23 protein-coding genes are annotated in these 24973 nt (G+C 67.3%); 12 read left to right on the forward strand and 11 right to left on the reverse strand.

Annotated elements, in window-relative coordinates; translation table 11 throughout:
- Positions 1-204: 204 nt before the first annotated feature.
- The 7 genes from ABZZ79_RS34920 to ABZZ79_RS34950 form a co-directional block, all read right to left on the reverse strand.
- A complete protein-coding gene (locus tag ABZZ79_RS34920) occupies positions 205-390 on the reverse strand; it encodes a hypothetical protein (RefSeq protein WP_356695833.1) in 186 nt (61 codons plus the stop codon).
- Positions 387-707, reverse strand: a complete 321-nt coding sequence (locus tag ABZZ79_RS34925; RefSeq protein WP_356695835.1) for a hypothetical protein — start codon at positions 705-707, stop codon at positions 387-389. The genes ABZZ79_RS34920 and ABZZ79_RS34925 overlap by 4 nt, the downstream gene beginning before the upstream one ends.
- 76 nt (positions 708-783) lie before the next feature.
- The gene (locus ABZZ79_RS34930; protein WP_356695837.1) at positions 784-1257 is read right to left on the reverse strand and encodes a hypothetical protein; all 474 of its coding nucleotides are present in this window, start codon (positions 1255-1257) and stop codon (positions 784-786) included.
- Positions 1258-1330: 73 nt separating this feature from the next.
- On the reverse strand, positions 1331-2425 hold the full coding sequence (locus ABZZ79_RS34935; RefSeq protein ID WP_356695839.1) for a hypothetical protein: 1095 nt from the start codon (positions 2423-2425) through the stop codon (positions 1331-1333).
- Between the two features lie 75 nt (positions 2426-2500).
- Positions 2501-2872, reverse strand: a complete 372-nt coding sequence (locus ABZZ79_RS34940) for a hypothetical protein (protein ID WP_356695841.1) — start codon at positions 2870-2872, stop codon at positions 2501-2503.
- A gap of 296 nt (positions 2873-3168) precedes the next feature.
- Positions 3169-9954 (reverse strand): hypothetical protein, encoded by a 6786-nt coding sequence (locus ABZZ79_RS34945; protein ID WP_356695843.1) that lies wholly within the window; start codon positions 9952-9954, stop codon positions 3169-3171.
- Positions 9955-10498: 544 nt separating this feature from the next.
- Entirely contained in the window at positions 10499-11020 is a 522-nt protein-coding gene (locus ABZZ79_RS34950) for a hypothetical protein (RefSeq protein ID WP_356695845.1), read from the reverse strand.
- A 481-nt stretch (positions 11021-11501) separates the two neighbouring features.
- On the opposite strand from ABZZ79_RS34950, the gene ABZZ79_RS34955 reads away from it, so the two are divergent.
- The 4 genes from ABZZ79_RS34955 to ABZZ79_RS34970 all read left to right on the forward strand — a co-directional run bounded on the left by ABZZ79_RS34955 (position 11502) and on the right by ABZZ79_RS34970 (position 14067).
- The gene (locus tag ABZZ79_RS34955; RefSeq protein WP_356695847.1) at positions 11502-11720 is read left to right on the forward strand and encodes a hypothetical protein; all 219 of its coding nucleotides are present in this window, start codon (positions 11502-11504) and stop codon (positions 11718-11720) included.
- 141 nt (positions 11721-11861) lie between these two features.
- On the forward strand, positions 11862-12158 hold the full coding sequence (locus ABZZ79_RS34960) for a hypothetical protein (RefSeq protein WP_356695849.1): 297 nt from the start codon (positions 11862-11864) through the stop codon (positions 12156-12158).
- A gap of 465 nt (positions 12159-12623) precedes the next feature.
- Positions 12624-13415, forward strand: a complete 792-nt coding sequence (locus ABZZ79_RS34965) for a hypothetical protein (protein ID WP_356695851.1) — start codon at positions 12624-12626, stop codon at positions 13413-13415.
- Between the two features lie 112 nt (positions 13416-13527).
- Positions 13528-14067 (forward strand): hypothetical protein, encoded by a 540-nt coding sequence (locus ABZZ79_RS34970; RefSeq protein ID WP_356695853.1) that lies wholly within the window; start codon positions 13528-13530, stop codon positions 14065-14067.
- A 116-nt stretch (positions 14068-14183) separates the two neighbouring features.
- Here the strand turns inward: ABZZ79_RS34970 and ABZZ79_RS34975 are convergent, their stop codons facing one another.
- Positions 14184-15092, reverse strand: coding sequence for a hypothetical protein (locus ABZZ79_RS34975; protein ID WP_356695855.1), 909 nt, complete (start codon positions 15090-15092; stop codon positions 14184-14186).
- 311 nt (positions 15093-15403) lie between these two features.
- On the opposite strand from ABZZ79_RS34975, the gene ABZZ79_RS34980 reads away from it, so the two are divergent.
- From ABZZ79_RS34980 to ABZZ79_RS34990, 3 genes are all read left to right on the forward strand, one after another.
- Positions 15404-15547, forward strand: coding sequence for a hypothetical protein (locus ABZZ79_RS34980; RefSeq protein ID WP_356695857.1), 144 nt, complete (start codon positions 15404-15406; stop codon positions 15545-15547).
- 110 nt (positions 15548-15657) lie between these two features.
- Positions 15658-16695 (forward strand): hypothetical protein, encoded by a 1038-nt coding sequence (locus ABZZ79_RS34985; protein ID WP_356695859.1) that lies wholly within the window; start codon positions 15658-15660, stop codon positions 16693-16695.
- A gap of 285 nt (positions 16696-16980) precedes the next feature.
- Positions 16981-17139: a hypothetical protein gene (locus ABZZ79_RS34990; RefSeq protein WP_356695861.1), complete on the forward strand. Its 159-nt coding sequence runs from the start codon at positions 16981-16983 to the stop codon at positions 17137-17139.
- A 46-nt stretch (positions 17140-17185) separates the two neighbouring features.
- On the opposite strand, the gene ABZZ79_RS34995 is transcribed toward ABZZ79_RS34990, so the two are convergent.
- Entirely contained in the window at positions 17186-18022 is an 837-nt protein-coding gene (locus tag ABZZ79_RS34995; RefSeq protein WP_356695863.1) for a hypothetical protein, read from the reverse strand.
- A 163-nt stretch (positions 18023-18185) separates the two neighbouring features.
- On the opposite strand from ABZZ79_RS34995, the gene ABZZ79_RS35000 reads away from it, so the two are divergent.
- Together ABZZ79_RS35000 and ABZZ79_RS35005 are read left to right on the forward strand one after the other, a co-directional pair.
- Positions 18186-18611, forward strand: a complete 426-nt coding sequence (locus ABZZ79_RS35000) for a hypothetical protein (RefSeq protein ID WP_356695865.1) — start codon at positions 18186-18188, stop codon at positions 18609-18611.
- Positions 18612-18813: 202 nt separating this feature from the next.
- Entirely contained in the window at positions 18814-19788 is a 975-nt protein-coding gene (locus ABZZ79_RS35005) for a hypothetical protein (protein WP_356695867.1), read from the forward strand.
- Positions 19789-19885: 97 nt separating this feature from the next.
- On the opposite strand, the gene ABZZ79_RS35010 is transcribed toward ABZZ79_RS35005, so the two are convergent.
- Positions 19886-20650, reverse strand: a complete 765-nt coding sequence (locus ABZZ79_RS35010; RefSeq protein WP_356695869.1) for a DUF5677 domain-containing protein — start codon at positions 20648-20650, stop codon at positions 19886-19888.
- A 717-nt stretch (positions 20651-21367) separates the two neighbouring features.
- On the opposite strand from ABZZ79_RS35010, the gene ABZZ79_RS35015 reads away from it, so the two are divergent.
- Positions 21368-21535, forward strand: a complete 168-nt coding sequence (locus tag ABZZ79_RS35015; protein WP_356695871.1) for a hypothetical protein — start codon at positions 21368-21370, stop codon at positions 21533-21535.
- A 111-nt stretch (positions 21536-21646) separates the two neighbouring features.
- On the opposite strand, the gene ABZZ79_RS35020 is transcribed toward ABZZ79_RS35015, so the two are convergent.
- Positions 21647-22807 (reverse strand): hypothetical protein, encoded by a 1161-nt coding sequence (locus tag ABZZ79_RS35020; protein ID WP_356695873.1) that lies wholly within the window; start codon positions 22805-22807, stop codon positions 21647-21649.
- A 440-nt stretch (positions 22808-23247) separates the two neighbouring features.
- Between ABZZ79_RS35020 and ABZZ79_RS35025 the strand changes: the two genes are divergently transcribed.
- Both ABZZ79_RS35025 and ABZZ79_RS35030 read left to right on the forward strand, forming a co-directional pair.
- Positions 23248-23463, forward strand: coding sequence for a helix-turn-helix domain-containing protein (locus ABZZ79_RS35025; RefSeq protein WP_356695875.1), 216 nt, complete (start codon positions 23248-23250; stop codon positions 23461-23463).
- A gap of 51 nt (positions 23464-23514) precedes the next feature.
- The gene (locus ABZZ79_RS35030) at positions 23515-24846 is read left to right on the forward strand and encodes a tyrosine-type recombinase/integrase (protein ID WP_356695877.1); all 1332 of its coding nucleotides are present in this window, start codon (positions 23515-23517) and stop codon (positions 24844-24846) included.
- The last annotated feature ends 127 nt before the right edge of the window (positions 24847-24973 follow it).

Below are 24973 nucleotides of genomic sequence, written 5' to 3' on the forward strand. Positions count from 1 at the left end.
TCAGCAGGGCTCGGTTCCCCCACGCGCCTGCGCCTCGCAGGGCGGGGCATCCTGGGGAGCCGGCGCGTCGTCCATGGCGGAGCACCCCCAGAAAAGCCCGATGGCCCCGAGGATGATGACCCAGCTCCCGATCACCTGGCGCTTGCTGCTCGGTCTATATATCCCGTCGCTGTCGCTCACGGTGTTCTCCTTCGACGGCGAAAACTAGATCGGCCGGGCGCTGAACGGCACGAGCTCGCCCGAGCGCGTGATGGGCGCGGTGATGTGCTGCCCGCAGGCGACGTACGGCTCGACGTCGCGCTCGGGGGTGACCTCCCAGCGCAGGGCGGCGCCGCAGGTGCGGTTCGCGTTCACGGTGATGGGGCAGGCGTCAGTGCTCAGGTCGGTCACGAGCGCGTCTCCTCCTTGGGCCGGAGCTGATTTTGGGGGTGGACGAAGGGGAGGCCGTCCTCGGTGTAGACGGTCTCAGTGAAGGTCTGGAAGCCGAGGGTGTTGAACGCCTTCATGGCCCGCGGGGAGTCAACGTTCCCCAGGTCTTCGTTCCCGACGACGGTCCGCAGCAAGTCTTTCGGCGCCCAGAGGACGGAGCCGACGAGGACGCCGTGACGTTGGGGGCGGACGTTGGGTCGAGCGTCGGCCGCGGCCACGAGGACGGCCTCCTTGGTGAGGGTGATCTGCTCGCCGTTGATGGTGAGGGTGTGCGTCACGTACTTCCTTCCTGAACAACGGGGCCCCGGCCACCGAGAGGCAGCCGGGGCGATCGTAGGACAACCTGCGGACACGTCAGGCGAGAAGTGCAGCCGGCCGGGCAGCGGTGAAGATCTCGTCCACCCAATCGACGGGGACGGTGTCGAGGACGTCGCTCTCCTCGCTCGCGGCCGGCGAGGAGGTTTCCGCGGGGGTCTCGATGATCTCGACGACGAGCGTCGCGGCCCGCTGCATCATCGGCACCTCCTCGCCCAGGTCTCGCAGCTGGGCGACCACGGCGTTCTTGTCGGCGATGGGGGCGTTGGGCTTCCGGGTGATGACGGCGGTCCCGTAGGTGCCGTCGGGGAGCTCGCCCAGCACCTTCTTCGCACGGCGCTTGAGTGCGTCGCCGCGGCGAGCGAGTTCGGCGCCTTCGCGGTAGTCGGCGGCGGCCTGCTCGATCTGCTCGACGGTGGGGAGCACGGCCTGGTGCTCGGCGTCGGGGGCCAGCTGCTCCGTCCGGGTTTCGCGGCGGAAAAACGCAGCGGCGATGCGTCGTACGATGCTCACGAGGTTCTCCTTCTTCATGATCGCGTAGGGGTCTCTCACCGCGGGGTCCGGTGTCTCTAGCACCGGGCCTCGCTCAGTTTTCGGTGGCGTTGGTGCGCTGGGCCGGGATAGTGGGGATCTTCGCCATGGCGTTGCCGTCCCACTCGTCGCGGGGGCGGATATAGCCATCGGCGACCTTCGAGTTGGGCGACCAGCGGCCTTGCTTGCGGATGGCCGCGGCGGAGGCACCGTTCTCGTCGGCGATGGTGGCGCCGGAGGCGCGAGCGCCGTGGGCGGTGAATTTGAGGCCGTTCTCGTCGTAGAGGACGCCGGCCTTGTCTGCGAGGGCCTGGAGGATGTCGTTGACGCTCTCGGCGGACAGGGCGTCGCCCACGTTGTCCCAGCGGTCGATGCGGCGCAGGACCGCGCCCTCGGTGACGCCGCGCTCCGCAAGGGCGTCGCGGTATTCGGTCCAGGCGGTGACGGGGTCGAGGAGGTCGTGGCGCCGGGGCATGGTGACCCACTCACCTTCGGCGGCCTGGTCGGTCTTGCTGCTCGCGAAGAACAGGCGGACGCCCTTGCGCGGTACGACCACCACGTCCAGGATGACGCGGGCGGCGAATTCCTTGCGGCGGGGCATGGACCAGATCGACCAGACGGCGATGAGCCGGTCCCGGAGGCCGCGCAGGGTGGTGGTGTCGCACTGCTGCACCATGGCGGTGAAACCGTCGAGGTCGACGGTCGCGGACTTCTTCACGCGGCGCCCACTGTCGGCGAGCCGTTTCTTGTGGGCCTTGATGAGCAGCCGGGCCGGCCGGGGGTCGGGGTGCCGGTCGACGGGGACGCGAGCCCAGGTGTGTGCGGCGAGGACTGCGGCGACGGCCTGCCCGAGGGCGGAGGCTCCGTACGGCTCGCCGGTCTTGTCGCTGGGGGTGTCGATGGTGACCCTGATCCATTCGGTGATGGTCTCGGTGGTCATGGGGAAGTAGGTCCTCCCGACGGCCGCGCACCACGATTCGGCCCGCTTGAGCCAGAAGTCATATTTCCGGTAGGTCTCAGCAGGGATAGCCGCCTTGAGCGCTTCGACCGTCTCGCGGCTCAGCTCATAGTCTGCGGCGGTATGGGTTGGAAGATCTGGTTTCTGAGCGACGGGAAGGAGCTCCGCGTCGATGATGTCGAGCTCGGTCATGAGTCCCTTTCCTGAGTCCCGGTAAGCACGGTTACCAGGACTGAGCCGTACCTTAGTTTGGAAGTTGGCGGGATGTCAGGCCGTTCCGGATCTTGGCCCCTCCCCTTCCCGCTCGGCGAGTTCACGGCGGAACCAGCAAGTGAGAGTGCGCCGCTCCTCCGCGGTGACCCGGTCCGACGGCACGCCCCAGAACTCCCCGGCCTCGACCGCTGGCCACGGCACGCGTTGAACGAGGACCGAGCCGAACGACCTCGCAGAAACGAGCCACTTGGCGTGCGGGTCGTCAGCAGCCGGCCGATAGAGGAGCATGCCGACCGCGGGTTCGTGGCCGGGCTTCCTCCACTCGATCATGCGCTGCTGGATCATCTGCTTCCGAGTCAGGGGCCGACTGAACGGCGCCGCCCTCTTGGACTTGGGGGCCGATTTCTCGGCTGTAATCGTCGTCATGCTTCGATGATCCTTACTCGATTTTTCGGCGTAAATGCAGGCAGTGCCGTGGAGGTCGCATCCGTGGTCACCTCTCCCTTCACAAGGGTCGGTCGTACGGAGTCGCCGGCCGCGGTGACGAAAAGGCAGTGCTGTTGGAGCCGCGTCCGCGCGCCGGACGCTGCTCCTTCGGCTGGCCGCTCCCCCGCTCGCGCGCCGCGAGGGGCTGGCCTGCCGTACTGGGGTGGTCGCTCTACCCGTCAACCGGGCCTGTGCTCAAAGGGTCGCGGTCGTGCTGCCCGTCTGCCGGGCCCCTGCTACCTCACGGGCCGGATGACGTCGATGGACTCGGCCCAGGCCGCCGCCCAGAACGCTCCCCAGCTCGCCGCCGTCGTCCACGCGGTCGCCCACGGACGCCGCTTCACCGGGACCGACTCCCACTCCACCTCGTCGAGGAGCTCCTCGCGGAGAGTCTGCGCCTGGCGCAGCATGATGGAGAGCTCGGCGGACTGCATGTCGCGCAGCTCCGCGTACGCCTGCCGAACGACCTGCTCGGCAGCATCCACGGCCAGGGCGGCGACTTCCGCGCCCCACGTCTCGACATCCCGGCGCAGCTCGGCCAACTCTTCGCGGAGCTCGGCGAGGCGGTCGGGCTGCTCCTCGACGGCCGCGCGGTTGGCGCGGGAGAGCTCGGCGTAGTCGGGGCCGTCGTCGGCGACCGGCTCGGGCATGACGACCGGGGTGAACCAGTCGCGCGGCTCCGGCTCTGCTGCGGGCCGTACGGGGACCATGTCGACGGCGCAGATGACCAGCGGCACGGGCTTGTCGTAGTCGGCGAAGACCCGGCGCACCATCCGGCCCCCGGCGTCGAGGCGGGCTCGCTCCTTACCGATGTCCCGGCAGGCCGCGAGAAGCTCGGCGGCGGTGTCGAAGCTGTCCGGGGTGGCCGAGACGAGGCTGCCGGGGAGGGTGGCTCCGGTGCTGGTCTCCCGCTCGTCCTCGCGGACCATGCCGAACCAGCGGTCGCGGCGCTCCTGGACCTCGAAGCCGTAGCCGTACTGGTCGCGGAAGAGCCACCACGCCTGGCCCCACCCGAGGTTCATGGGTGCGATGCGCTCGCCGTCGAGGATCGCGGGCGCGGTCGGCTGCGGCAGAGCCTCCCGCTTGCGGGTGCGCTTCTCCTGCTTCGCCTCCCCGGTCATCTTCCAAATGGCCTTGCGCTGCTGCTCCGTGGTCTGGTGAAGGAGCTCCATACGGACGGCCTTCTCGTGCCGCTCGACGGTGCGGGGGACGGTCAGGACGAAGACCTTGTCCGCCTCGCAGATGGAGAGGGCGGGCACCTCGGGGACAACGTAGGACTCCAGGGCCTCGCAGAGCGGCACCGGGGGGAGTTCGAGCGCGCTCGGGCGAGAAGGCACGGTCAGGGTCACCACGGACTCGTGGTGAAGGAGCTCACGTCCACCGTCCTGGCGCTCGCGCTCCTCGGCGAGCTGCTCCCAGCACTCCGCCTCTTCGGGGTCCGCCTGCGCGGTCTCTACGTCCAGCTCGGCGCGGGGCACGGTCTTGGTGCCGCTGCCGTCCTCCCACGCGATCAGGACCGTCGGAACCGTGGCGAGCGGGTTCACGCTGCGCACCGTGCCCCGCCGTCCCGCGACCGAGACGACGTCCCCGGAGGCGAGGAGACGCGCTCCATCCCGGCCGGCCGCCGGGGCGGGGTCGATATTCGCGGGGGTCTCGACAGGCTCCGCCTGGTAGCGCTCCTCCATGGGCTTGGTCTTGCCCTGAGGGTCGACCGCGTCCCAAAAGCGGGTGCTTGCGAGCTTCTCCGTCTCACCGCCGGGCAGGATGTGCAGCCCGTTGCGCATCCACATCGAGCCCTTGCCGTTGGCCTCCCTGCGCTGGGCGGCCTTGATTGCCTCGTCTGCCTGGGCGTTGTTGAGGAGCGCGGACGGCAGCGCGCGGGCGTAGGAGAGGGCCGTCTCACCGTCTGCGGTGACGGTGACCTGTCCGCCATCCTCCTTGGGCAGGACGAGGTAGCCCGCACCGGCGAGGAGCCGGACGCGGTCGGCGCGGACGGGACGGCCCCGGGTCAGCTTGAACTTCTTCCCGTCGGCGTAGAGGTCACCGGCCGCCGCCCACTCGACGATGTCAGCCATGGACGCGGACCACCCGAGCTTGGGCAGCACGTCGGCGGCCTTGAGCTCCAGGAGGTAGCGCGCGGTCTCCTCCTCGTCGCTCTCCTCCGGCTGGTCGCCGGCCGGGGTCTGCTCCGTCTCGGTGATATCCGCGGGGGCCCAGACGACCGGGGCGCGCTGGATGTCGCCGACGGTCTCCCACTCCCCCACCAGGCGGTAGGAGTTCCGCCCGGTGGCGAGAGCCTCCGCCGCCGCACGCGACGCACCCCGGGTGCCGAGCTTCTCGCCCCGGCACGCGCAGGTAAGGGCGCTACGGACCTCCGGGGCCGCCTGCGGAACGATGACGAGCCACACGTAGGGGTGGTGGTTGGCCGCCCGGCACCGCTTGGCGATGTGCTGGCGGATCGCGGGCATGATGTCCGCCGGGTACGGCACGGCCTTGAAGGGCGAGACGCCGTCCCCGCCGATCTGGTCGCGGTCGGTGTAGTACCGCAGGGAGTAGCGCCACCCGTTGTTCGCGGTGCCGCGCTTGGTCTCGCCCAGGTCCCGCAGGGCGAAGGTGTACGTACCGCCCCAGGTGCTCACTTCATGCTCGCCATGCCAGCCGCCCCGGTAGCCCAACTCCATCTCTCCGGGCAGGAGGTCGACGCGCCCGCCCGAGTCCTGCTTGGGCTCCTCCTGGACTTCGGCGGACTCGCCGGCCGGAGTCTCGGGCTCGGCGGGGATATTCGATACGGCCCGCTCCACGACCTCCCGGTCCAGAATGGTCACGCCGAGCTCGTCGATGACGGCCGCCGTTGTCCCCCGGTCCTTCGCCCACTCCCAGTCGGTGCCGAGCTCGCCCAGGTGCTCCGGGGCGGTCCAGCACAGCATGTGCCCGCGCCCGGCGGTCCGCCTGTCGCTGCACAGCTTCTTCGCGTCGGCTTGGGTCATCGCCCACAGGACCCGGCGGTGGGTCGGGTTGGAGCGGGCGGAGACGATGAACACGGCCACCGGCTCCTCGTCGGCGGGCTCGGCCTTTTCCTCCTGGACCTCCAGATCCCGGCCGGCCGGGGTCGAGGCCGATTCGTCACCCATATTCAGCGCGGCTGTGTCGGCGGCGTCCTCGCACGCGTGGGCCTGCGCCCACTGCGCCGCCTGGTCGCGCACGGCCTTTCGGTTGGTGCTCGCGTTCTTCGCCGCGCCCAGATTCCCCGAGAACTCCTCGGCCGCGCCGCACCCGGCGCACTCGCCCCGGTAGATCGCCACGCCGTACGCGTCGGACGCCCAGATCACCGCCACGCTCTCCGGCACGCCAGGAAGGACATCGCCCGGCGCGGAGCCGTACTCGCCGCCGATGTGCCACTCGGCCAGCGCCCGCGCGGCCTCTTTCGTCTCCCGCCACGACAGCTCGCCAGCGGGGCTCACGATGTGCCCATGCTCGCTCTCCTCGGGGCAAGCGGCCCCGCCCCGGCAGGACACCCACCACATGCCCTCGGTGCCGTCGCTGGCGTCGGCGGCAGGGTTCTTCTGCATGAGCTGGAACAGCTCCAGCTCCACGCGCTCCTGGACGGGCTCGGCAGCGTGCTCGTGCCAGGCGGCAAGCGCCGCCTCTTGCGTCTTGAACCACCACACCTCGCGGGAGCTGCCCGGCTCGATGAGCTCCAACCCGTCCTTGCAAGAGCACGTCGCGCGGAACTGCCCGGCGTGCCGGGTGACGAGTGCTTGCACGATCCGGCCTCGGTGGCCGCCCTCCTCGACGCGCAGGGGCTCGGCGAGCGCGTCCACCTGTTCCTGGGTGACGATCTGAACGTTGTTGCAGTGCTCCGAGGACACGGAGCCGTCCTCGCCTACCACCGCCGTGAGCCAGTTGCCGTTGCGGTACACCCGCTGCACCCGCCGGGCCTCGGACTGCTCGTAGTAGTGCTGCACGACCAGGTCACCCAGCCTGATAGGCCGCCCCTTGGCATCCACGGGCAGCATCCACGCGGCGGCCTTCTTCTTCTCCTTGTAGAGCCCGAGGGCGTGGTAGCCCGCCAGCGCCTCCGCCGCTCCCCACGGCGACAGCTCGGACACCTTGAACTCCTCGCGCGAACCACCGTCCAGCGTCGCGGGCTCCGCCTGCCAGACGCCGTGGTTCTGGCCCTTGGCCATGAGGCACCACTCGCCCTCGCGGCCGTCCACGGTGACGATCTGGCCCCTCTCGAACGGGCCGTAGGGGTCCTCGACGACCGGGTCCGGCGCGTCCTTGATCTTCGGCTCGCGCGGGGTCTTCACCGGGGCCTGGTCGATCCCCAGCTCGGCGACGTAGACGCGAATCACCTGCTTGGCCAGGGCCTCCGTACGGGCCTCGCCGATGACCGGCGCGCACGGCTCCCCGGTGCTCATGTCGTGGACCACGAGCGGGAGATCCTCGCCCCACATGTCCGACGAGCTGCGCTCCCGCTTGGAGATCGAGAAGGTGCGCCCGCAGGAAATCCACTCGCCCTTGCGGTCGCCCGCCCTGACGGTGGCACCCTTCGGCTTGCCGCGACCGGCCGGGGGCAGGCTCTCCACGTACTCCGTGCGCTCGCGCGCCGTCCGCTGCGGCTCCTTCGGCTCCGCCGGTGCCTGCGGCTGCTCCTCGGCCGTCCTCGGGGTGCTGACGGCCTTATTCGCCGCCTTCACCTCCTGCTTGGCACGGATCGCTTCGGCCTCCGCGTACAGGGCCGCCACGACATCCGGGCGCGGGTTGCTCTCTCCCGCCTCCAGGGCCGCCGTCACCATCTCGGCGACGAGCGCGTGCAGGCGCTCCTTCCAGTCCACCCAGGAACCCATGTGCCCGCCGACCTTGCCCGCCGTCTTGTAGGCGACGGCCCAGGGTTCGCCCTGGTGGCTGTGCGTCTCGACGAGTCGGGGCGCCAGGTGCTCCGCGCACACCCCGATCCGACCCATGACCGTCTCGCCGTCCTCGCCGAGGATGTCCACCAGGAACCGGCCGGGCGACTTCCGGGCCCGGCACCCGCCGTGCTCCCAGCCACCCGGTGCGCACTCGGCCGCGTCCTTGCCATGCGGAGCGTCGGTGCCGACGATCCGCCAGCGCTCCGTGGGGACCTCATGCAGGCCGTCCACGGTGAGGTAGTACGCCGCCCGCCGCCGGAAGGCGCCGTCCACGGCCCCGCCCCCCGAACCGGCCTCGACGAACCAGCCGCTCGGGCGGTGCTCCCACCCCCACGGGTACTGCGCCATGATGCCGACGCGGCCGTACCGCTCGACACGCCAAACACGGTCCTCCAACTGGGTCTCGGTGAGCTGCGCACTCCAGGCCACGCGCTCGGAGTTCACGTGCCCATACCGGGCCCACACGTCCGCCGCCCACGCCGCCGACTCGGAGTCCGCCCGGCACCACGCGACGGCCGCCGCAAGGCTGTTGTCCTCGTCCAGCTCCGCCCACCAGAACCACCCGCCCGACGAGGAACCGGCCGTCGAGAACGGGGCCCGCGCCACCTGCCAGCGGTCCGGCTCGTACGACCGGGCACACAGCCGGTAGCCGTGCCCGGCCGCCGTTGTGAGCGTCCAGTCGTGGCCGTCGTCCTCGGGCCGGTGGTGCTCACCCGCGTACGACTCGACGGTCTCGCCCGGCTCCAGCTCGACGGGGAACTCCGGCTCCGGCTCCGGCTGCTCCTGGACGTCACCGCCCAGCGGGCGGACGGGCACCCGCGTACCCGCGCTCCCCCACAACCCCACGCGCTCGTATCCGTGCTTGCTCAAGAACCGGTCGAAGGGGCCGCCGTCCACACGCGGGTTACGGACCAAGGTGGAGTCCCGCCAATGCGTCTTCCCGCACGTGCAGATGCCGGACACCGTCTTCCCGCCCGAGCTGAGCTGGGACTTCCCCGTCTCGGCGTACCTCATGGTCATGTCGCACGCGGGCCCCGGCACCGGCTGCTCCTGGTCGCCGTCGAGCGGGCGCACCGGGGCAGCCTTGGCGTTCGCGTTCCCGCCGGACAGACCGACGATGCACGACCGCCAGTCACCCGCCACGGCGTAGCCCAGCTCGGCGAGCAGCTCCTCGACGGCGCGCGGGGCGACCGATGCAAGGTTGGTGTAGGCCCGGTCCTGGTCAGCCCGGATCACCGGCTTGAGCTTGTCAGGCAGGCACTCGCCGCACTCGCAGATCAGGCACAGACCGACCCCGAAGGAGCGGTCCTCGATGAGCTGCGCCTCATGCGGGACGGCCGGGCACGGCTCCGGCATGTACGGGGTCCACCCGTCCAGCGGGAGCGATTCGAGCCGGAATCCGGCTTCCTCACACACGCACTCCGGGCAGTTCTCCCACACGTACGAATATTGCGGTCCGTCCACGGAAACGACCGGCCGCTCCGGGCACGTGCACTCACCCGCGATCTCACAGCGGTAATCCGCACAGTGCGAATAGCACCGGGCCGTACGGCCGTCGGCGTACAACTGCGCGGGCATTCCCTTGGACGTCGTGAGGATGCGCGACGGCGCGCCGTCCGGCACGGTCGCGAAAAGCTCCGCGCGGTGCGCCCTGATCTTCTCCTCCACGTCCTCCCAGTTGTCCCCCATGTTGAAATGGAAGCCACCCCTGAGAGAAATCGTCATGGCGTATCCGGGAATCGTCTGCCCGACCCGGTAGAACACTCCGCCGCATTCCACGGTGCGCTCACGCGCGGAGGGGTCGAAGTTGTCGCCCCGGTGCCAGTCCTGGACGACCTTGACCGGGAGTTCTTCCGACTCCTCAACCTCGACCGGCTCCGGCTGCGGGTTGGCGGAGATAAAGGCGGCGACGGCCCGGATACCGAGCTCATCCGAGCATCCGTGACCCTGCCCTTCCTCGGTCCCCGGCTCCCACTGCCAACGGGTCGACGCGCCCAACGCGAAACGCCCCTTGCGCCACACGAGGGTGAAGCGTTCCATCCAGCCGTACGCTTCACCGTAGACGCGTACCGCCCACATGCCCGGCTCGATTTCCTCGCAGTTGGTCACGTCCCAATTCGCATCCTCGCATACGGACACGAACTTTTGGACGGCGGATGGTGCCTGATTTTTGGCAGAGCTCTCCCCTTGCACGTGACCCATTTTCGAGAAACCCCTATCGTAAATCGTCGCCTGGATTGCCCGGGTTCAGCGGGCACGCCCTTTTAGGCATGGGTCGATTATCTCGAAATTCGCGGCAGGATACCAGAGAAAATAGGGTCGGGAAGCGTGATTAAAGTGACGTTCATGGGGTGAGATTTCGCTTGCGGTAGGCCCGATTCCCTGAATGCCCAGACAAGGTGCGAGATGTCACACTAAAAGCGACCCCCCGGCCCTTAATTTACTTTTCCGGAGAAATGGGGGCCCGGCCTGTCGCACAGCAGACGGCTATTCAAGCACAAGCAGTGTCACTTTCCGAGACAGTGGCCCGAGTTCCTGTCCGGGCTGCTAGAATCCCGCTTCGAGAACTCCAGTCGCCTGGACTCTCGCGCCCCGCCGGGGTTCACCCTCCGCAAGGAGCGGCCGGCGGGGCTTTCCCGTAGCCACGGCCCACCTACCGGTTCAGCCACCAGCGCTTGCCCCACGGCGTCAGCAAAGCGTGATACCACCGCGCGGTCACGTCCAGTCGGGCGATCTCGGTGAACTCCCGCAGCCCCATCAAGAGGATGTCGCTGCTCACTACTTCGTCACCATCAAGCTCGAACATGTCCCGCGTGCCAATGAGGCGGGCACTCCGCGTCAGCTTCGTCCACTGGAGTGTGGGCACCGAGCCTCCCTCGGTCGTATCCATGCTCACGATGTACTCGAAGAGCTGGTTGGCGGCTAGCCGGACATGCTTGGGAGCGCGTAGCTCGACCGCTTGCAGAGATGCAAGCATCTCTGTCACGACGTACCGGTCCGCCTGCCCATCGAAGAAGAAGGCCGCGCACGCGGCGATGAACCGGTCGTAGACGGCGGCCCGGTCTTCGCGACGGCCGTGCTTGACCATGACGTACGGGCTCGCCGCACTCTGCGCCATCCGCAACGCGGCACCTGCTCCACGTGCCCCGCCGGCTGCCGCACTGATCGGTTCCATCTGATCCCCTCCCTTGTTACGCGATGACCTTGCCAGTCAAGCGACATCCGGCCCAGTGATTTCGTCGCGCGGCTGACCCTCGGGAAAGCGTCGATTGTCAGCCTTCTCAGATCTCGGAAGCCCTCGGCGCGCCTCGGACGCTCTCACCGCGACTCACTGAGGCTCACCCTCACCCCATGGCCGGATCGACTTCGCCGCCCCGACTGGCGGCGCTGAGCCGTGCCAGACTCGGGCCATGACCGCATCGATCCGGCCAACTTGGCGACGAACTACCTAGCAGGACTTAGCAGTAGTTAGTAATAGTTCGCGGCTCTTTCGCGTCTCGCAGCGTTTCACGGTGTTTCACCTGCGCAGACGTCCCTCCTGGCAGTTTCCGCACCGGTGCCTCGCCAGTCCCCGCCGGCGCAACTACGCTCCAGGCACACCCCGGTTCTCGGGATGCGTACCCCCACATCACGCCTTCTAGGAAGGGAACTTCGTCATGCCTGCATGGCCGCGTATCACCTGCCCTGTCTGCCGCCGCTCCGTGGCCGTGAACCCTGACACCCGGCGGATCGCCGACCACAAGCACCCGCGGCCCCGCGAGCGCGCCCTGGACCTGGTTCTGTGCCACGGATCCGAGCGCGAGGTGGAGCTGGGCGGGGTCATGTTCCTGCCCTTCGAGGAAACCGAACCGGCGAAGGAGGAGATGCTGTTCTGACCTTGACGCCGGGCGGCTCCGCTCAGTACTTCACGAGGTCTGCGGGCACCTTCTACACGTAGACCTTCGGTCCCCCCGCGATTCTGACGAGCTCCTCGCGAACGCCTGACGGGCGCCGGCTCGACCCGACATGATCGGGCAATGGACTACTTCACCCTCCCCGTACCGGCCGGCAGTGACTCCACGACCGTCAAGGCGGCGCTCCGCCGGGCGTGGAACGCGTGCGCGGCTGTACGTTGCCCGAAGTGCGGGGCTGCGGCGTGGCAGTACTGCCGGGACCGGACCGGCGGCGTTCTCTACGCGACCCGCTTCCACAAGCCGCGACAGGACGCCGCAGGCACGCCGACGATCCTGGGTGCGGTGGGGATCAATGGCTTGAGCTGGGCGAGGGCGAAGGGCAGGTTCGTGTGGGACGACCGGCGCGTCTCGGAACTCTGACTCCTCATTGCTGCCAGAAAGGCAATAAGCCACTGCTCAAGGAGGCGGACCCCGGGCGCCAGCCACGCTCAGCGCCGCGTGGGGGTACGTCAGCGCTCGAAGGGCCCGTTGAGCTGGGCCGGTTGCTCCATGAGGCTGAACCGCCGGCCCTTCCGCCGCTGCTGAACGCTTCCGAGTACCTGCGACGATACGGAGAACCACAGGTCAGAGCGTTGCTTCGCGAGCTGATTGCGGGCACCGAGTTGCATGTCACCCGCCACTCCCCGTGCTGACGTTGGGGCATCCCACCCCTCGGCACAGGAGTGTGCTGCTCATGTTCCAGTCCTTGGCGCGCCGGATAGCGGCGCCGGGTACAACGAGGCCCCACCGGAAACCGGCTCCGGCCCGAGCAGCGGCGGCCGGGGAACCCTCTGGATTGGCTCAAGTCCCGTGCGGCCAGGAGTCGTCCTGGGAACCCTGGCCCGTATGACGCTCGATGACTGGCTCAAGATGGCGCCCATAGGTGCCGCGCTGATCACCGCGTTCGCCTCCGTGTGGGTCGCGGTGGCTGGGATAAAGCGTACCGCTTTGACCGCGCTGCACACCGCCCACACCGGCCCGCGCACCACCGCGGTGACCGCCTTCCTGGAGGCCGTGGACGAGGCCCGCCGCGATCCCACCCAGAAGACCGTGGACGCCGCCCGGACGGCGAAGCTCGGGCTCGTGTTCCTGACCTACGGCGACCAGCCGGCAACGGTCGCCGTCCGGGAAAAGGCCCGCGAGTGTGTACGGGCGCTGCGCGCGGCGCAGGATTCTCGATCCGCTCTGGCGCAGGTCCCAGCGGAGAAGCTGTTCGCCGAGCTGGAGGCCGCCGCCGCGTACGAAGCGGCGGATCTGGCTGAGCTGTGGAACGCGGGGGGCGCGGCTCACGTCGACTCCCGCACCGGCAAGCCGTACACCACCCACATGCAGGACGCCCTGGCGTTCGTGCGGAGCGTGTACGCCGACCAGCACATCGCGTACCGGGAAGACCGCGCGTCGGTGGACGTCAACAGCGACGACCGTGACCCGGGCAGCATCTGCAACGAGGCCCAGCACTGGGCCGCCAAGTCCGGCCACGACGTGTGGGGGATGATCGAGAGCGGCCACGTGCGGGAGACGCGCCGGCACCTGCGGGACCGACACGGTGAAGCCCTCGGGGACCTGGGCCGGTACCGCAAGGAGTTCGCCGAAGTGGCCGCCGAGTGGATCGCCACAGCCCCCGAACCTCCCCGGTAACCTCCGGCCGTTCACGATCGGATGGGGGGCAGGCCGCCGCGCTCCATCGCCAGGCGTGCGCCGTCGTCCTCCTGCACCGCAACGGGCTCGGTCACGAGGCCGCCTCGAACTGATGATCGAGTACATGACTCAGCTCCAGTGGCTGGCCCGGGATGGTGAGGACGCCGTGGACTCGACGAGCAAGGCGTTCCAGTACAGCCACGGCAAGCTGCGCAAAGCGGTCGACACGGGCGGCGTGTTCACGTACGACGACGAGGTGGCTGCCACAGCCGACGCCGTGGCGGCGGCGGTCATCCCGCCGAACTCCGCGAACGAGTTCAACCTTACGACCAAGCTTCTGGGGGGCCTTGGGAACGGGCTGCCCGAGATCTGGACCAGCGAGACGCAACACTCCCACTCCGGAATCACCGCGGCGCGTGTCTTCTTCGACGACAGCGCGGAAGAGACCGCCCAGATCTATGACAGCCCGCACTATGGCAATGCGTCCGACCCGGACGAGCTGTCTCCCTTCGTGGCGTTCATGCTGCTGTACTTCGGCATGGAGGCGTTGAACGATCTCATGGTCGGCGCTCCGTGGGCGAACGAGCTGCATCGGATTGGCCTCGTCGCCGGGCTCCTGGACGCGGCCGCGGACGATGAGGCAAGCATCTGACATCCAGGGGTCGGTAAGAGCCGTGACTGGGCCACCCTCTCCTCAACCAGTTGCAATGCCGCAAACAATCTTTCGGCAATGGAGCAGGATGGCCTTGACTCGGCCCTCTATCGGATTTAGTACATGAACCAACCGTCCTTGGACGACTCTGCCATCCCGAGAACTTCAAGTTCATAGCGATTGTCGAGTTCGAGACCACACCTGTAGCAGTCGAAGTAGTCGGGGCGCTCCCCCCTATTACGCCGGGACCTCCCCTTCCTCCGGGACTGATTGTTTAGGGATGCACTCACATCTCCATCTGCTCCGCATACAGGGCATTTAACCGACCGAAACAGACACTCGCCGTACTCGCTCCTGTCTGTATCCGGCTCCACCAAGTCGGCATTCGCGATCTCTGATGCCGTTTTCCCGTAGTACAGAACCCGATAAAGCTTCTTGGCACACCTGACCTTCACCGCTACTGCTATTTGGGCCGCTTGGAAGCTGTCGCTGCGGAAATCGTCGGCCACGGGCTCCAGCAAGCCGTCTTCCCAGTCCTCCGGTTGCGGCTCATCGTCAGCTTCGACGCTGGCCTCCTTAAGGACCTTCTCTGCCGCAATCTGAGCGTTCCGCTGCATCTGTTCGAGGTCCAGGCGGTTGTCTGCCCACACTCCCCAGAAGGCAGGAATGTCTTGCTGGAGGTCCAACAGGACAACGTCCGCCACGGTGACGGCAATAGCTAGGGCGTCATGAGTGATGGTGTCATCATGTGCACCGAGGTGCGCCACCCCATTGCGCGCAGTCAGGAGCGGGTCGAGATCACGCTCCTTGACCGGCATAGCGATGAGGGTGCTCGCCCGTCTGTAGGCATCGAGGGCACCGATCGTCTTCACCTTGGTCTCAGGAGAGGCAGCGAAGGTGCTCTGGCCAGTGGCGTGAAGGAGGCTACTGAAGTCGCGGCCATCGACGAGGAGGGACGGGTGACGAGCGGCCAAGAGCGCCTTGAGCAGGTGCTCTGTACCAATGCCCCCATGAAGTACAGCCATGTCGTTATCACTCGTGCACCAAGCGCTCATCGCCCGGTGCATCTGGCGCTGGGCGGAGGCAAGAAGGCGAGTCGTATCCATGCCTGTAGTCCTAGCAGGTTGTCGCGTTGCTCCCAGCAGGTAGGGGGAGTTCGAGCGCTCCAAGTGGCACGGTAACTCGTGTGTTGCCCAGGCGGACCATCCCAGCTCTCGGGGCCATGTACACACTCATCGCGCCGTTATCGAGGGCATTTCGTCATGTCCAGGTGACCGCTTACCCATTGCTCTGTCTGCCGTCGCTCCATCGCGGCGAATCCCGGCACCCCAAGGTCGTGGATCGTAGGCACCCCGGCCCCCGGGAGTGCGCCCTCGACCTGGTGCTGCACCCTGGGTCGGAGCGGGAGGTCGAGCTGGGCGGGGCCATGTTTCTCCCCTTCGACCTGGGCGAGCTGGCGAAGGAGGAGATGCTGTTCTGACCTTGACGCCGGGCGGCTCCGCTCAGTACTTCATGAGGTCTGCGGGCGCCTATCCGCGCCTCATCGCCAGAGACTCAGGCACTGTCAGAGCGTCCATCTAGCCTGCCGGGATGACCAGATACCCGCAGGCGGACGCAAGCCCTCTCAACGTCCCCTGCCCCTCCTGCGTGGCCGCTGAGAGGGAAGCCTGTCGTACGCGCAGCGGAACACCGGCCAGGCCCCACAAGGCGCGCGCTGACGAAGCCCGAGCGGCAGCGCTCAGGGCACAGAGAGAACAGTACGAACAACTACGGGCCGCCGCCGAGGAGGCGGCCGGTGAAGCGGCGGCTCTGGTCGCTCCCGTCGACCCGCCCCAGAACGTGCCCTCGGCGTTCGCCGCAATCTGGCGCAGGCACGCCGTCCGGATCGTGGCCTTCCACCTCGCCATGGAGCGAGTATTCGGTGAGACAGACTCGGTCGCCAAGCGCGTGGAGGAGCTGCGACTCGAAGCCGATCGTCTGGGGAGTCCCGCATGGGTGGAGCGGCAGATCACCGACGGGGGTCTTCTCCGGGGCGTGTCCGTTCCGGGAACCGTCTGGGCGCGCGGCTGGCACCACCTGATCACCGGATCTGCGCCCCGGCGTCGACACCCCGATGACCTGCGGGCAGTGGCCGGCCGCGTCCGGGAATGGCTCGCCGCGGACCGAATCGCCGAGTACGCGGAACGCGCGTACTGGTCCCAGGACGAGAACCGCACGCGCCGGATGACTCGGGTGCTCACCTCGGCGCTGGAGGCCCTCCAGGACCACCTCGGCTATCCGAACAGCAGATGCGAGGTCACCATCCCCATCATGACGTCCGAGAGCAGCAGCAATTACGGACGCGCTGACGTCGCGCTGTTGTCCTGTTCTCTTGAACGACCAGACATCGTCTTCGAGATCGATTCGCAGCCGAACCAGGATGCGGTCGCGAAGCTGCGCTACGCGGCCGATGCCGGTGCTCTGCCGGTCTGGGTGCGGCACGGCAAAGGGCCGATTCCCGTGCTTGACGGGGTTGCCGTGATCGACGTGCGGCCGGATGCTCTCGCCCGTGCAGCGCTGCGCCACCGTCCGAAGCGGGTGCAGGAGGGACGCGATCCCGTCATCGATACCGGCCCATACCTGTGGTGATGCGCCTCCGTGCTCGCTAGGGACGCTCACGCTTCTCATCAACGCGGGACGCCGTAGGCCGATATCCGGCGCCGCCGGCCCTCGTGGGCAGCCCATGAGCGACGAGATCGAGCGAGAGGTTACCGCGGTAAGCACTGGGCGCTGGCGGAAGTGCGGGCGAGGGGGCCCGGCGGATGATGTGCCGGTGCGGGGCCGAGCGCGAATTGCGCGACGCGTGCGTGAAGGCAGGCGACCCAGACGAGCTGCTAGCCAAGGCGCTGGAGGAGCTCGGGGACGGGAGCACCTGTGCAGGAACTCGTGCTGCTCGCGGCCGGGATGCTGGTGGCGCGGGCGGAAACCCACATCGAGGTGGCCATGGAGCTCCTGGACCGCGAGGCGCTACTCCTCGCGGTCCAGGAGCAGATGATCGATCTGTGGAACCGGTTCCGAGCCGGCGGGGGCTGATGATCGGTCCCTTCGCATCGCCGGAACCGGTTATCAACACGCTCCGTCAGCTCGTTTCACGCAGACGCCTCAGGAAGCGCATGAGGGACGCCATCAGCTCCTTCGGGTTATCGACCACCTCGACCGGCAATCGGTCTACAAAGGCGAAGCCAGCGTCCCTCAAAAGGTGGTCGCGCGAGGTGTCGACAGCTCTGCGGACCCGATGATGAGGTCCATCGATCTCCAGAACGCCTGCACGGCCTCTGTACGTGACTACCAGGTCCGGCTCCCACGTGTGTCCGGAGACCCGTCCGTACGGCAAAGGGAAGATCGAGATGGTCTCCTCGGCAGGCAGTTCGCTCTCCTGGATGTGCTTCAACGCGCGGTACACGCGCAGCTCGCCAGCGTTCGTGAAGGCCAGACGATCCTCGACAAACGTAGGCTTCTCTGGCATCATCCGCCGTGCCTGATTTGCCGGTCGATCGCCGCTCATCATCGCTTCCAACCGCTCGCGCCAGTCAGGCCCGACACGCGGCATCGTCTCGCGAAAGCCAATCCAGTCCACGCCGTAATCAAGGCGCGCGGAGACCCGGCTGAACACCTGACGCAACGCCTCCTGAGCATCCTCGGCAAGACTGGCGTAGTCGGCCGGATCGAACTCCAACCAGAGATCGATGCTCCTGTTCTCGTAGTCGTCTTCGATCTCCGCACTGCGAACCTGGCGCAGCAGCTCCACGTGAGGCAGCTCCCCTCGCTGGAAGAGCAGAGCAGCCATGTGCCCCAACAGCGAATCCGCTTTCGCTCGCCGCCTGTCTTCCTCCGACGCTTGGCCGTCGTTGATGATCTCGTCGTACGTGCGTGCGGCCGGCACCCACGTGCCGGACCTGATCGGCTGCTCCGCCACTGCCCCTCCCAACACTCGCTCGTCGGATCAACATACCGAGGGGTGCTGACAGTCGAGGCGGCGCCAGCCTACTGATGTCGTCTCCACCTGCACGAGCCTGGAAGGGGACGGATCGTCGAGCAGGTGCACGCACGATCCGCCACCAAACCGTAGAGTCCCCGCCATGGCGATAACCCTTTACCACTTCACGAAGCCCGAGCACTGGCCCGCGATTGCCTCGTCTGGGACCCTTGAGCCTCGTTGGACGGCTGCCGGGCCGGACGTGGTGCCCACGCTCCATCTCATGGACGCGCCGAACCGCGAGCTCCTGCCGTGGGCCTTCCGCGAGGACTACACCGTGCGGATCCAGGTGAGCGTGCCCGAGGCGGAGGTCCACAACTGGTACACGTGGGGCAAGGACCATGTACCCGCCAACGCCCATATCTCGTGGGGGATCCCGGTGTCGCGGCCAGAGGGGACGTATCTGTCCCACGGCAACAAGGGCAGTGCTCACTGGCGCGTGGTGGAGCGCTCCATTCCCCAATCTGAGTGGGTGAGGGTGGAAGACCTCGACACCAACCAAGTCTTGTGGTTGTCAGCCGAAGCCTGATCGTTTTCCGGTGAATCCGATCCCCCGCCGGGGGCGAGTCGCCAGCCGACCGCCGCTGAATCGACTTGAACGGCCCTGGTGCGACTTTCAGACCCAACCACAACCCGTCTATTCAGGCCAAAACGGACGCCAGTGAGGGATCTTCAGGGTTGCGGGAGAACCCTTAAACGGTCTGCCAGGCAGGCAGTGGGAGACTCTTGCCATGCCTATGCAGCCTTTCGCAACCGACTGGGACCGCGCGACCGTACAAGAGGCCGAACAGTGGAACTGGCTCGCGGTTGAGATAACCGAGATCCGGCGATGCGCCGAGGCTGGCGACCAGGCACACAACCGTCTTGCTCTCATCCTCCTGGACCACCTGGTGGAGGTGGTCATCGGCCGCGAGGTCAACGCCCGGCTCGCGCTCCAGGTCGCTGACAGCATCATCGCGGAGATTCGTGAGTTCCGTGACGTTGGTGGGGAGCTCACCGAGGAGCTGAGCCAGTTGGTCGACGATCACGTGGGGCCGGAACGCCGCAAGGCCATCGATGACCACCTGCACGAGAAGACCAAGTTCCTGAAGCAGAAAGGCGTGCTGACAGCCCAGGAACGCGAAGTGCTCGACCGGCTGCACCAGTACCGCAACGCCGCATACCACCGAGACACACTGGAGTCTGATCTGATCTCAGATCTGGTACTGGCCTACAGGGTTTTGGCTAATGAACTTATCGGCCGGCATCGCCCGATCATGTGGGCCATGGCGTCATCGAAATCCGATCGCGTCGTAACGCCGCAGCAGCTTCGGGGCCAACTCATCGAAGGCGTCGATGTCAATGTAAAAGCGATGGCCCGCCGGTTCCATGGTCACGCGGTGAAGCGGATACATGCCGTTGTTGCGGCTGTGGCCACCGCGCGGCAACTGTTGGGCGTCGACAGCTCCGGGAAAGCGGACGCCTCCCTCCCGGATGACGACATGGCCAGAATGCTGACCGGCCTCACCGACGTGTCCAAGCACCTGCCGTCCTGGGCGAAGCAGGCGGAGGGACTGAAATCCAAGACGTCATCGCTCACCGGGCTGATGATTCCGTTCATCAACCTAGACCGGGCCCTCAACCGCATCGAGCCGTCCGTCAGGCGCCTCGAAATGATCCTGGACTACTGGGAACAACAGCGGATCGATGACCTCCGCGGCAAGTAGCAGTCCCCCCAACGAAATCACATGTAGCCAGCCGTCACTTAAGGGTCGCCCCCGTAACCCTGAAGAAGGCGCCAGAGAGCTCGCTGATCTCCGTGGTCTACCCCGCCACTTCCTCGTCAGATCCGATCCCGGGCTGGGACCCGTCGAGCCCGCCCTCGGCCGCGATGCGCTGGAGCCCCTCGCTCCAGGGCTGCCCCTTCATGAGGTGGCTGAAGGCGTCCATCGCCGTCCACATGAGCACGAAGGCGATGTACGGCGAGCGGTCGGCAGGGTTGGCCGCGCCGTGGCGGAGGGTCGGCTCGCCATGGAGCACCACCTTGTCGTCGGCAGTGTCGTCGAAGAAGCACTGTGCGGCGGTGAGCGTCGGGTGGGCGAGCTGGGTCTCGCCGGTCCACGCGGCGAGCAGCGGGGCGCCGAGCCGCTTGAGGAGCGGGTTCAGGTTGATGAACTGGTTGGCCGGGTTGGAGGGGATCTCGGCGGCCTGGACGAGGTCGGGGATCGTGGGGTCGTACGGCAGGCCGGCGAGGTCGGCGGCGTCCCGGAGCTTTTTCTGGCTGTGCTTCAGGGCCAGGTTCATGGTGTCGACCGCGTCCGCGCCGTCTTCGGCGAGCCAACGGATCTGTGCCATGTGTTCTATGAGCGCGCGGCGGTTGGGGGCGGCCTCGTGGCCGAAGCCCTTCCGGTGCAGCAATACGACAGCGGCGGCTTGGCGGTGCATGGCCGCGAGGAGGCCCCATGCGACGTAGTAGGGGCGGTTGTCCTCGTCGGGGTTGAGCTTGCTCCCCACGGTCTCCATAAGCTCGGCGAGCGCGGTGAGTCCGGCGTACGCGAGCCGGTTGTCCTGTTCGACGTCCTCGTTCATGCCGGACATGATCCCGGGGCGGAGGAGGATCGCACCTCCTGTTTCCGCAGCAATATCGCGGGATATCTGGCACTGCGGAGACTGGGGGGTAATCGTACGACTACAGCGGCCGGCAGTCCGGCTACTCCGCCACCGAGCAGCCCGCGATGGGAGTGATCTGACGGCGAGTACCGCCTCGGCCTCGGGACACTTACGCTGGTCATGGACGATCACTCGGTCTCAGCTTCGTGCCTCACTCGGACGCCAGCCTGGCTCTGCACTCGTGTTGCCCCAGCAGCGACGACACCGAGGAGGGTCCTATGGGCCCCGAGAAGTACAGTCCCCTCGCTCCCGATCCGGACGTGCACGAAACGGGGGCTCGACGGACCGAATCCGGCGGGACGTCTGATCAACGCCGACCAGTTCGACCATGGGATGAGCCGCGTCACAGCGACGCTCCGGGCTACCCGGTAGCGCACGCGCGGATGCGGGCCATGCCGCACTGGAGCAGTACGGCGGAGGGGCCATGCCGACCCCCTGCGGTGGTCACGTGGACGGCTCAGACGACGGTCTCGTGCCCGGCTACCGTCCGGGAATCGAGTTCCGGCACGCGCCCGCTCCGGAGTTCCCTTCGGATACCTCTCCGCAGCGCAACGTCTTCGCGAGGCCGGTCGTTCAGAGCCGGGATGTGGGCGACAACTTTATGGACGAGACGCGCGCGGTGCGGGGAGGCCGGCGGTGAGCGGGCGATATGGAAGCCGCGAGGGCGAGGAAGCGGCATACCGCGAGCTCGACCGGCTCGCCGAACGCCTGGAGTCGGCGGCCCGGAACTGCACGGCCCCGGAGCACGGGCGGATGCCGGAGGGGGACGTGCGGCCGTTCTCGCTGCCGGACCGCTATATCTAACGGAGCCATGTCGGTTCGTGGAGCGTCCGTGGAGCCGATCGCGACGTCCGCTGAGTGCCAGACGGCGAGGTCCCCCGCTCGGTCCGGCAGCGGGGCGTGCCTACGGCCTGCTCACGTGCTGGGACGACTCCAGTAGAGCTGCTCAAGATCCGAGAAGAACCTGCGGATGAACGAGAGGTCGTCGCGAGCGTCGAGTATCTCCTTCCCGCCGAAGCGGAACACCTCGTAGCCCTTGAGCCGGAGTGCACGGTCTTCCGCGGCCATCTCGGAGTAGAGGTCTGCCGCCGCCTCCCACTTGCCTGATCCAGGGGGAACCTCCCGCGCGTAGTGCTGCTTGCCGTCGACCTCGATCACGACCCGCACGCCAGCGGGCAGCAAGAGCAGGAAGTCCATGCGTTCTCGCGCGAGTCGGCGAGGCTTCTTCAGGAGCCGCCGCTGCCGCTCGGTGAGCGGGTCGAAGTGGAGGTAGACCTGGGGCAGGAGCGCGGGCTGTGACATGGCGTCGGGTTCGGCGTAGCGGCTGGCAAAGGCGTGGAAGAGGAAGCGCTCGGCCTCTGAGGCGAGTGACGCCTTCAGCCGTTCGTAGAGCGATCGGGCCACAGAGCTGTCGTCGGCGCCCTCCATGTCGTTCTGTGCACGCCACCAGTCGATGAGTTCGCCCCAGGTGAGACCGGCGTCGGTCAGCGGGCGGTTGTAGACGAGGCAGGTGTCCGCGTGCTCGACGATCTCGATCGCACCGTCCACGACCTGGTCGATTACGATCTCCGGCTTGAGGCCGGTGGAAGCGAAGATGATGTTCTTGAGTCCGCCGTCGGCACCCCGCAGCCCGCTGTCTCCAGTGCAGCTGGCCTCAAGCTCATCAAGCTGCACCCATACCGGGGCAAACAGCTCGTTCAGGTACCCGCGCCGCGCGGCCCAACTTCCGCCCATGTCATTGCGGCTCCAGTAGCCGTGGAAGCTCCGAAAGTCCCGAAAGGGCGGGTTGAAGGCAATACCGAGCCGACGGAGCAAAGCCTTGAGGGTCCGAAGGCATTCGGCAATCTCATCCTCTTGAAGCCGGCATCCACCACCTGTGCCGTACTCCTCCAGTTCTGCGTGTGCAAGGCGCGTGAGGCCCTGGGCCGCGTCGAGGTCGGATATCCCCTCCGGTGCCTTGGTCCTGAGTTCAGTGATCAACCCAGCATCCAAGCGCGACCCCCACGACGACCACGGGTCTCCGTTCATCGACCACCCGGGATCTTGCTCCATCTTGAAGAAGTCGTCCGGCTTCATAGCAGCAGGCTACTGACGCCCACCGACAACGAGGGCCCTATGTGCGGGTCCAGCCACCGGGTCCGGGCGGCTGTTCAACGCGTGGCCCGGCGCGATCAACTTTGGTGACCTCGACGCCGCCGGGAACGACGTCCTGCTCCGTACCACGGGGGCTTCGACGTGCAGGTGGCCAGAGTGGACAGGAGCTTCGGCCGGCCACTACTCCGAAGGAGGGACAAAAGCGCGCGCCTCCCCGACGTTCCTCCGGCCGGATGATCGGATGATCCGCGAGGCCCTGAGAGGCGAATAGCCCGGTACCACTGCCGGGAACGTCGCTGAGGCGCGAGTGGTAAGCGCCCTGGGGCCGGAGCGGACGGGAATCCGCACTTGCTCGAACCGCTGCCCCGAGTGGGCTTGAACTCCGCGTTGCCCTGCACCAGGCTCTCTGAGGAGCGCGAGCGATGACGGCCGCCCGACGGGTCCGGGCCGTGGAGGAACCGCGCCCCAAAGCCACGGCCGAAGAAGTGTCTGCCTTCCTCCAGATCCCCGTGGCCACGCTGTACCAGTGGCGGCATCGGCACGAGGGGCCGCCCGCTGTCCGCGTCGGCAGATACCTCCGCTTCGACTGGGACGACGTCGAGTCGTGGTGGGCCGAGCAGAAGTCCCAGCAGAACTAGCCCGCGCCCGGCTCCTTCTCTTTTCCCTCCGCAGCAACAGGAGTTATTTGCGTGCCCTACGACAACTGGCACTTGAGCAGGCCGCCGAAGGCCGCCCTGGACTGCCCTCACACGACCACCGCTGAGTGCCAGAACCGCCACCCCACGGCGCCTGTGTGCAGGGAGCACAAGGGCAAGTTCAAGTCGAAGGCCCATGGCAAGGGCAAGCGCTGGCAGGCCCGCTGGCGCGACCCGGACGGTGTCCAGCAGACCGAGCTGTGCCGGACCGAAACCGAGGCGAAAAAGTACGAGAACAAGATGCGGTCCGAGGTCGATGACGGCTCGTACATCAACCCGGCTGGCGGCGAAGTCCGGGTCAGCGACTGGGTGGAGATCTGGCTGTCGGGCCTGAAATTCGACAACCCCCGAACGATCCAGCGCTACGAGCAGCGGATGCGGCTCCACGTGATCGGCGCGCCCCTGGGGAAGTTGAAGCTCAAGGATGTGAGCGCGACCACAATTCGGGACTGGCTGGCCAGTCGGCGGGAGCTGTTGGAGGACTCGACGCTGCGTCTGGTCTTCGCCAACCTCCAGTCCGCCTTCGACCTAGCGGTGGACGACGAGCTCATCCGCAAGAACCCATGCCTATCCCGGTCGGTCCAGGCCGTGAAGCCCAAGCGAGGCAGCACGTCGGCGAAGGAGCTGACGATCAAGTGGTACGACTCGGAGAAGATCCGCGCAGAGCTGCCCGAGCGGTACAAGGCCCTCGTCGACTCGGGGAGGGGGCTCGGGATGCGTCAGGGCGAGTGCTTCGGCTTCGGTCCCGATGACATCGACTGGGACCACGAGGACGGGCCCATGGTGCACATTCAGCGCCAAGTCGCACACGACGGTCCCGTGCTGGTCTTCGACAACCCGAAGGGCGGCACCGACGAGGACCCGCGGGATCGCTGGGTCGAGCTGGGCGAGGATGTGGCCGAAGCCCTCTTGGAGCACTCCGAGAAGTTCCCGCCGATCGAAGTCACGCTTCCCTGGCGCACACGCGACGGTGAACCGGTGACGGTGCGGCTGTTCTTCTACGGCAGGGAGAAGACGCCGATCCAGTCCAACTGGTTCAACAGCTACGTGTGGAAGCCGGCGCTGGCTGCCGTCGGCCTGATCAAGCCCTTGGACCCAGAGAAGCCGGGCCGTCGGTGGGAGAAGTCCCGCGACAAGATGATGCACGCGCTGAGGCACCTGTACGCGTCGATGATGCTCGCCGGCGGAGTGGACATTTACACCCTCGCTGACCGCCTGGGACACGCCGATCCGGCATTCACTTTGCGTAACTACGTGCACCGGGTCGCCGGGGCCGGTGACAAGGTCCGCCGGGCCGTCCGCTCGATGTACGGACGAGCCGCGTGACCCGCTCACGCCCGCGATGTGCAGCGTTTGTGCAAGATGATCTTGTTTGTGACGTAAAGCGGCAGGTCAGACTGCACGTATAGGAGTTCCGGGACATCTGACGGTCCTGGCACGGTCGGCGCGCCGT

The sequence above is a fragment of the Streptomyces sp. NPDC006458 genome (assembly GCF_040612135.1).
Taxonomy (GTDB): Bacteria; Actinomycetota; Actinomycetes; order Streptomycetales; family Streptomycetaceae; genus Streptomyces.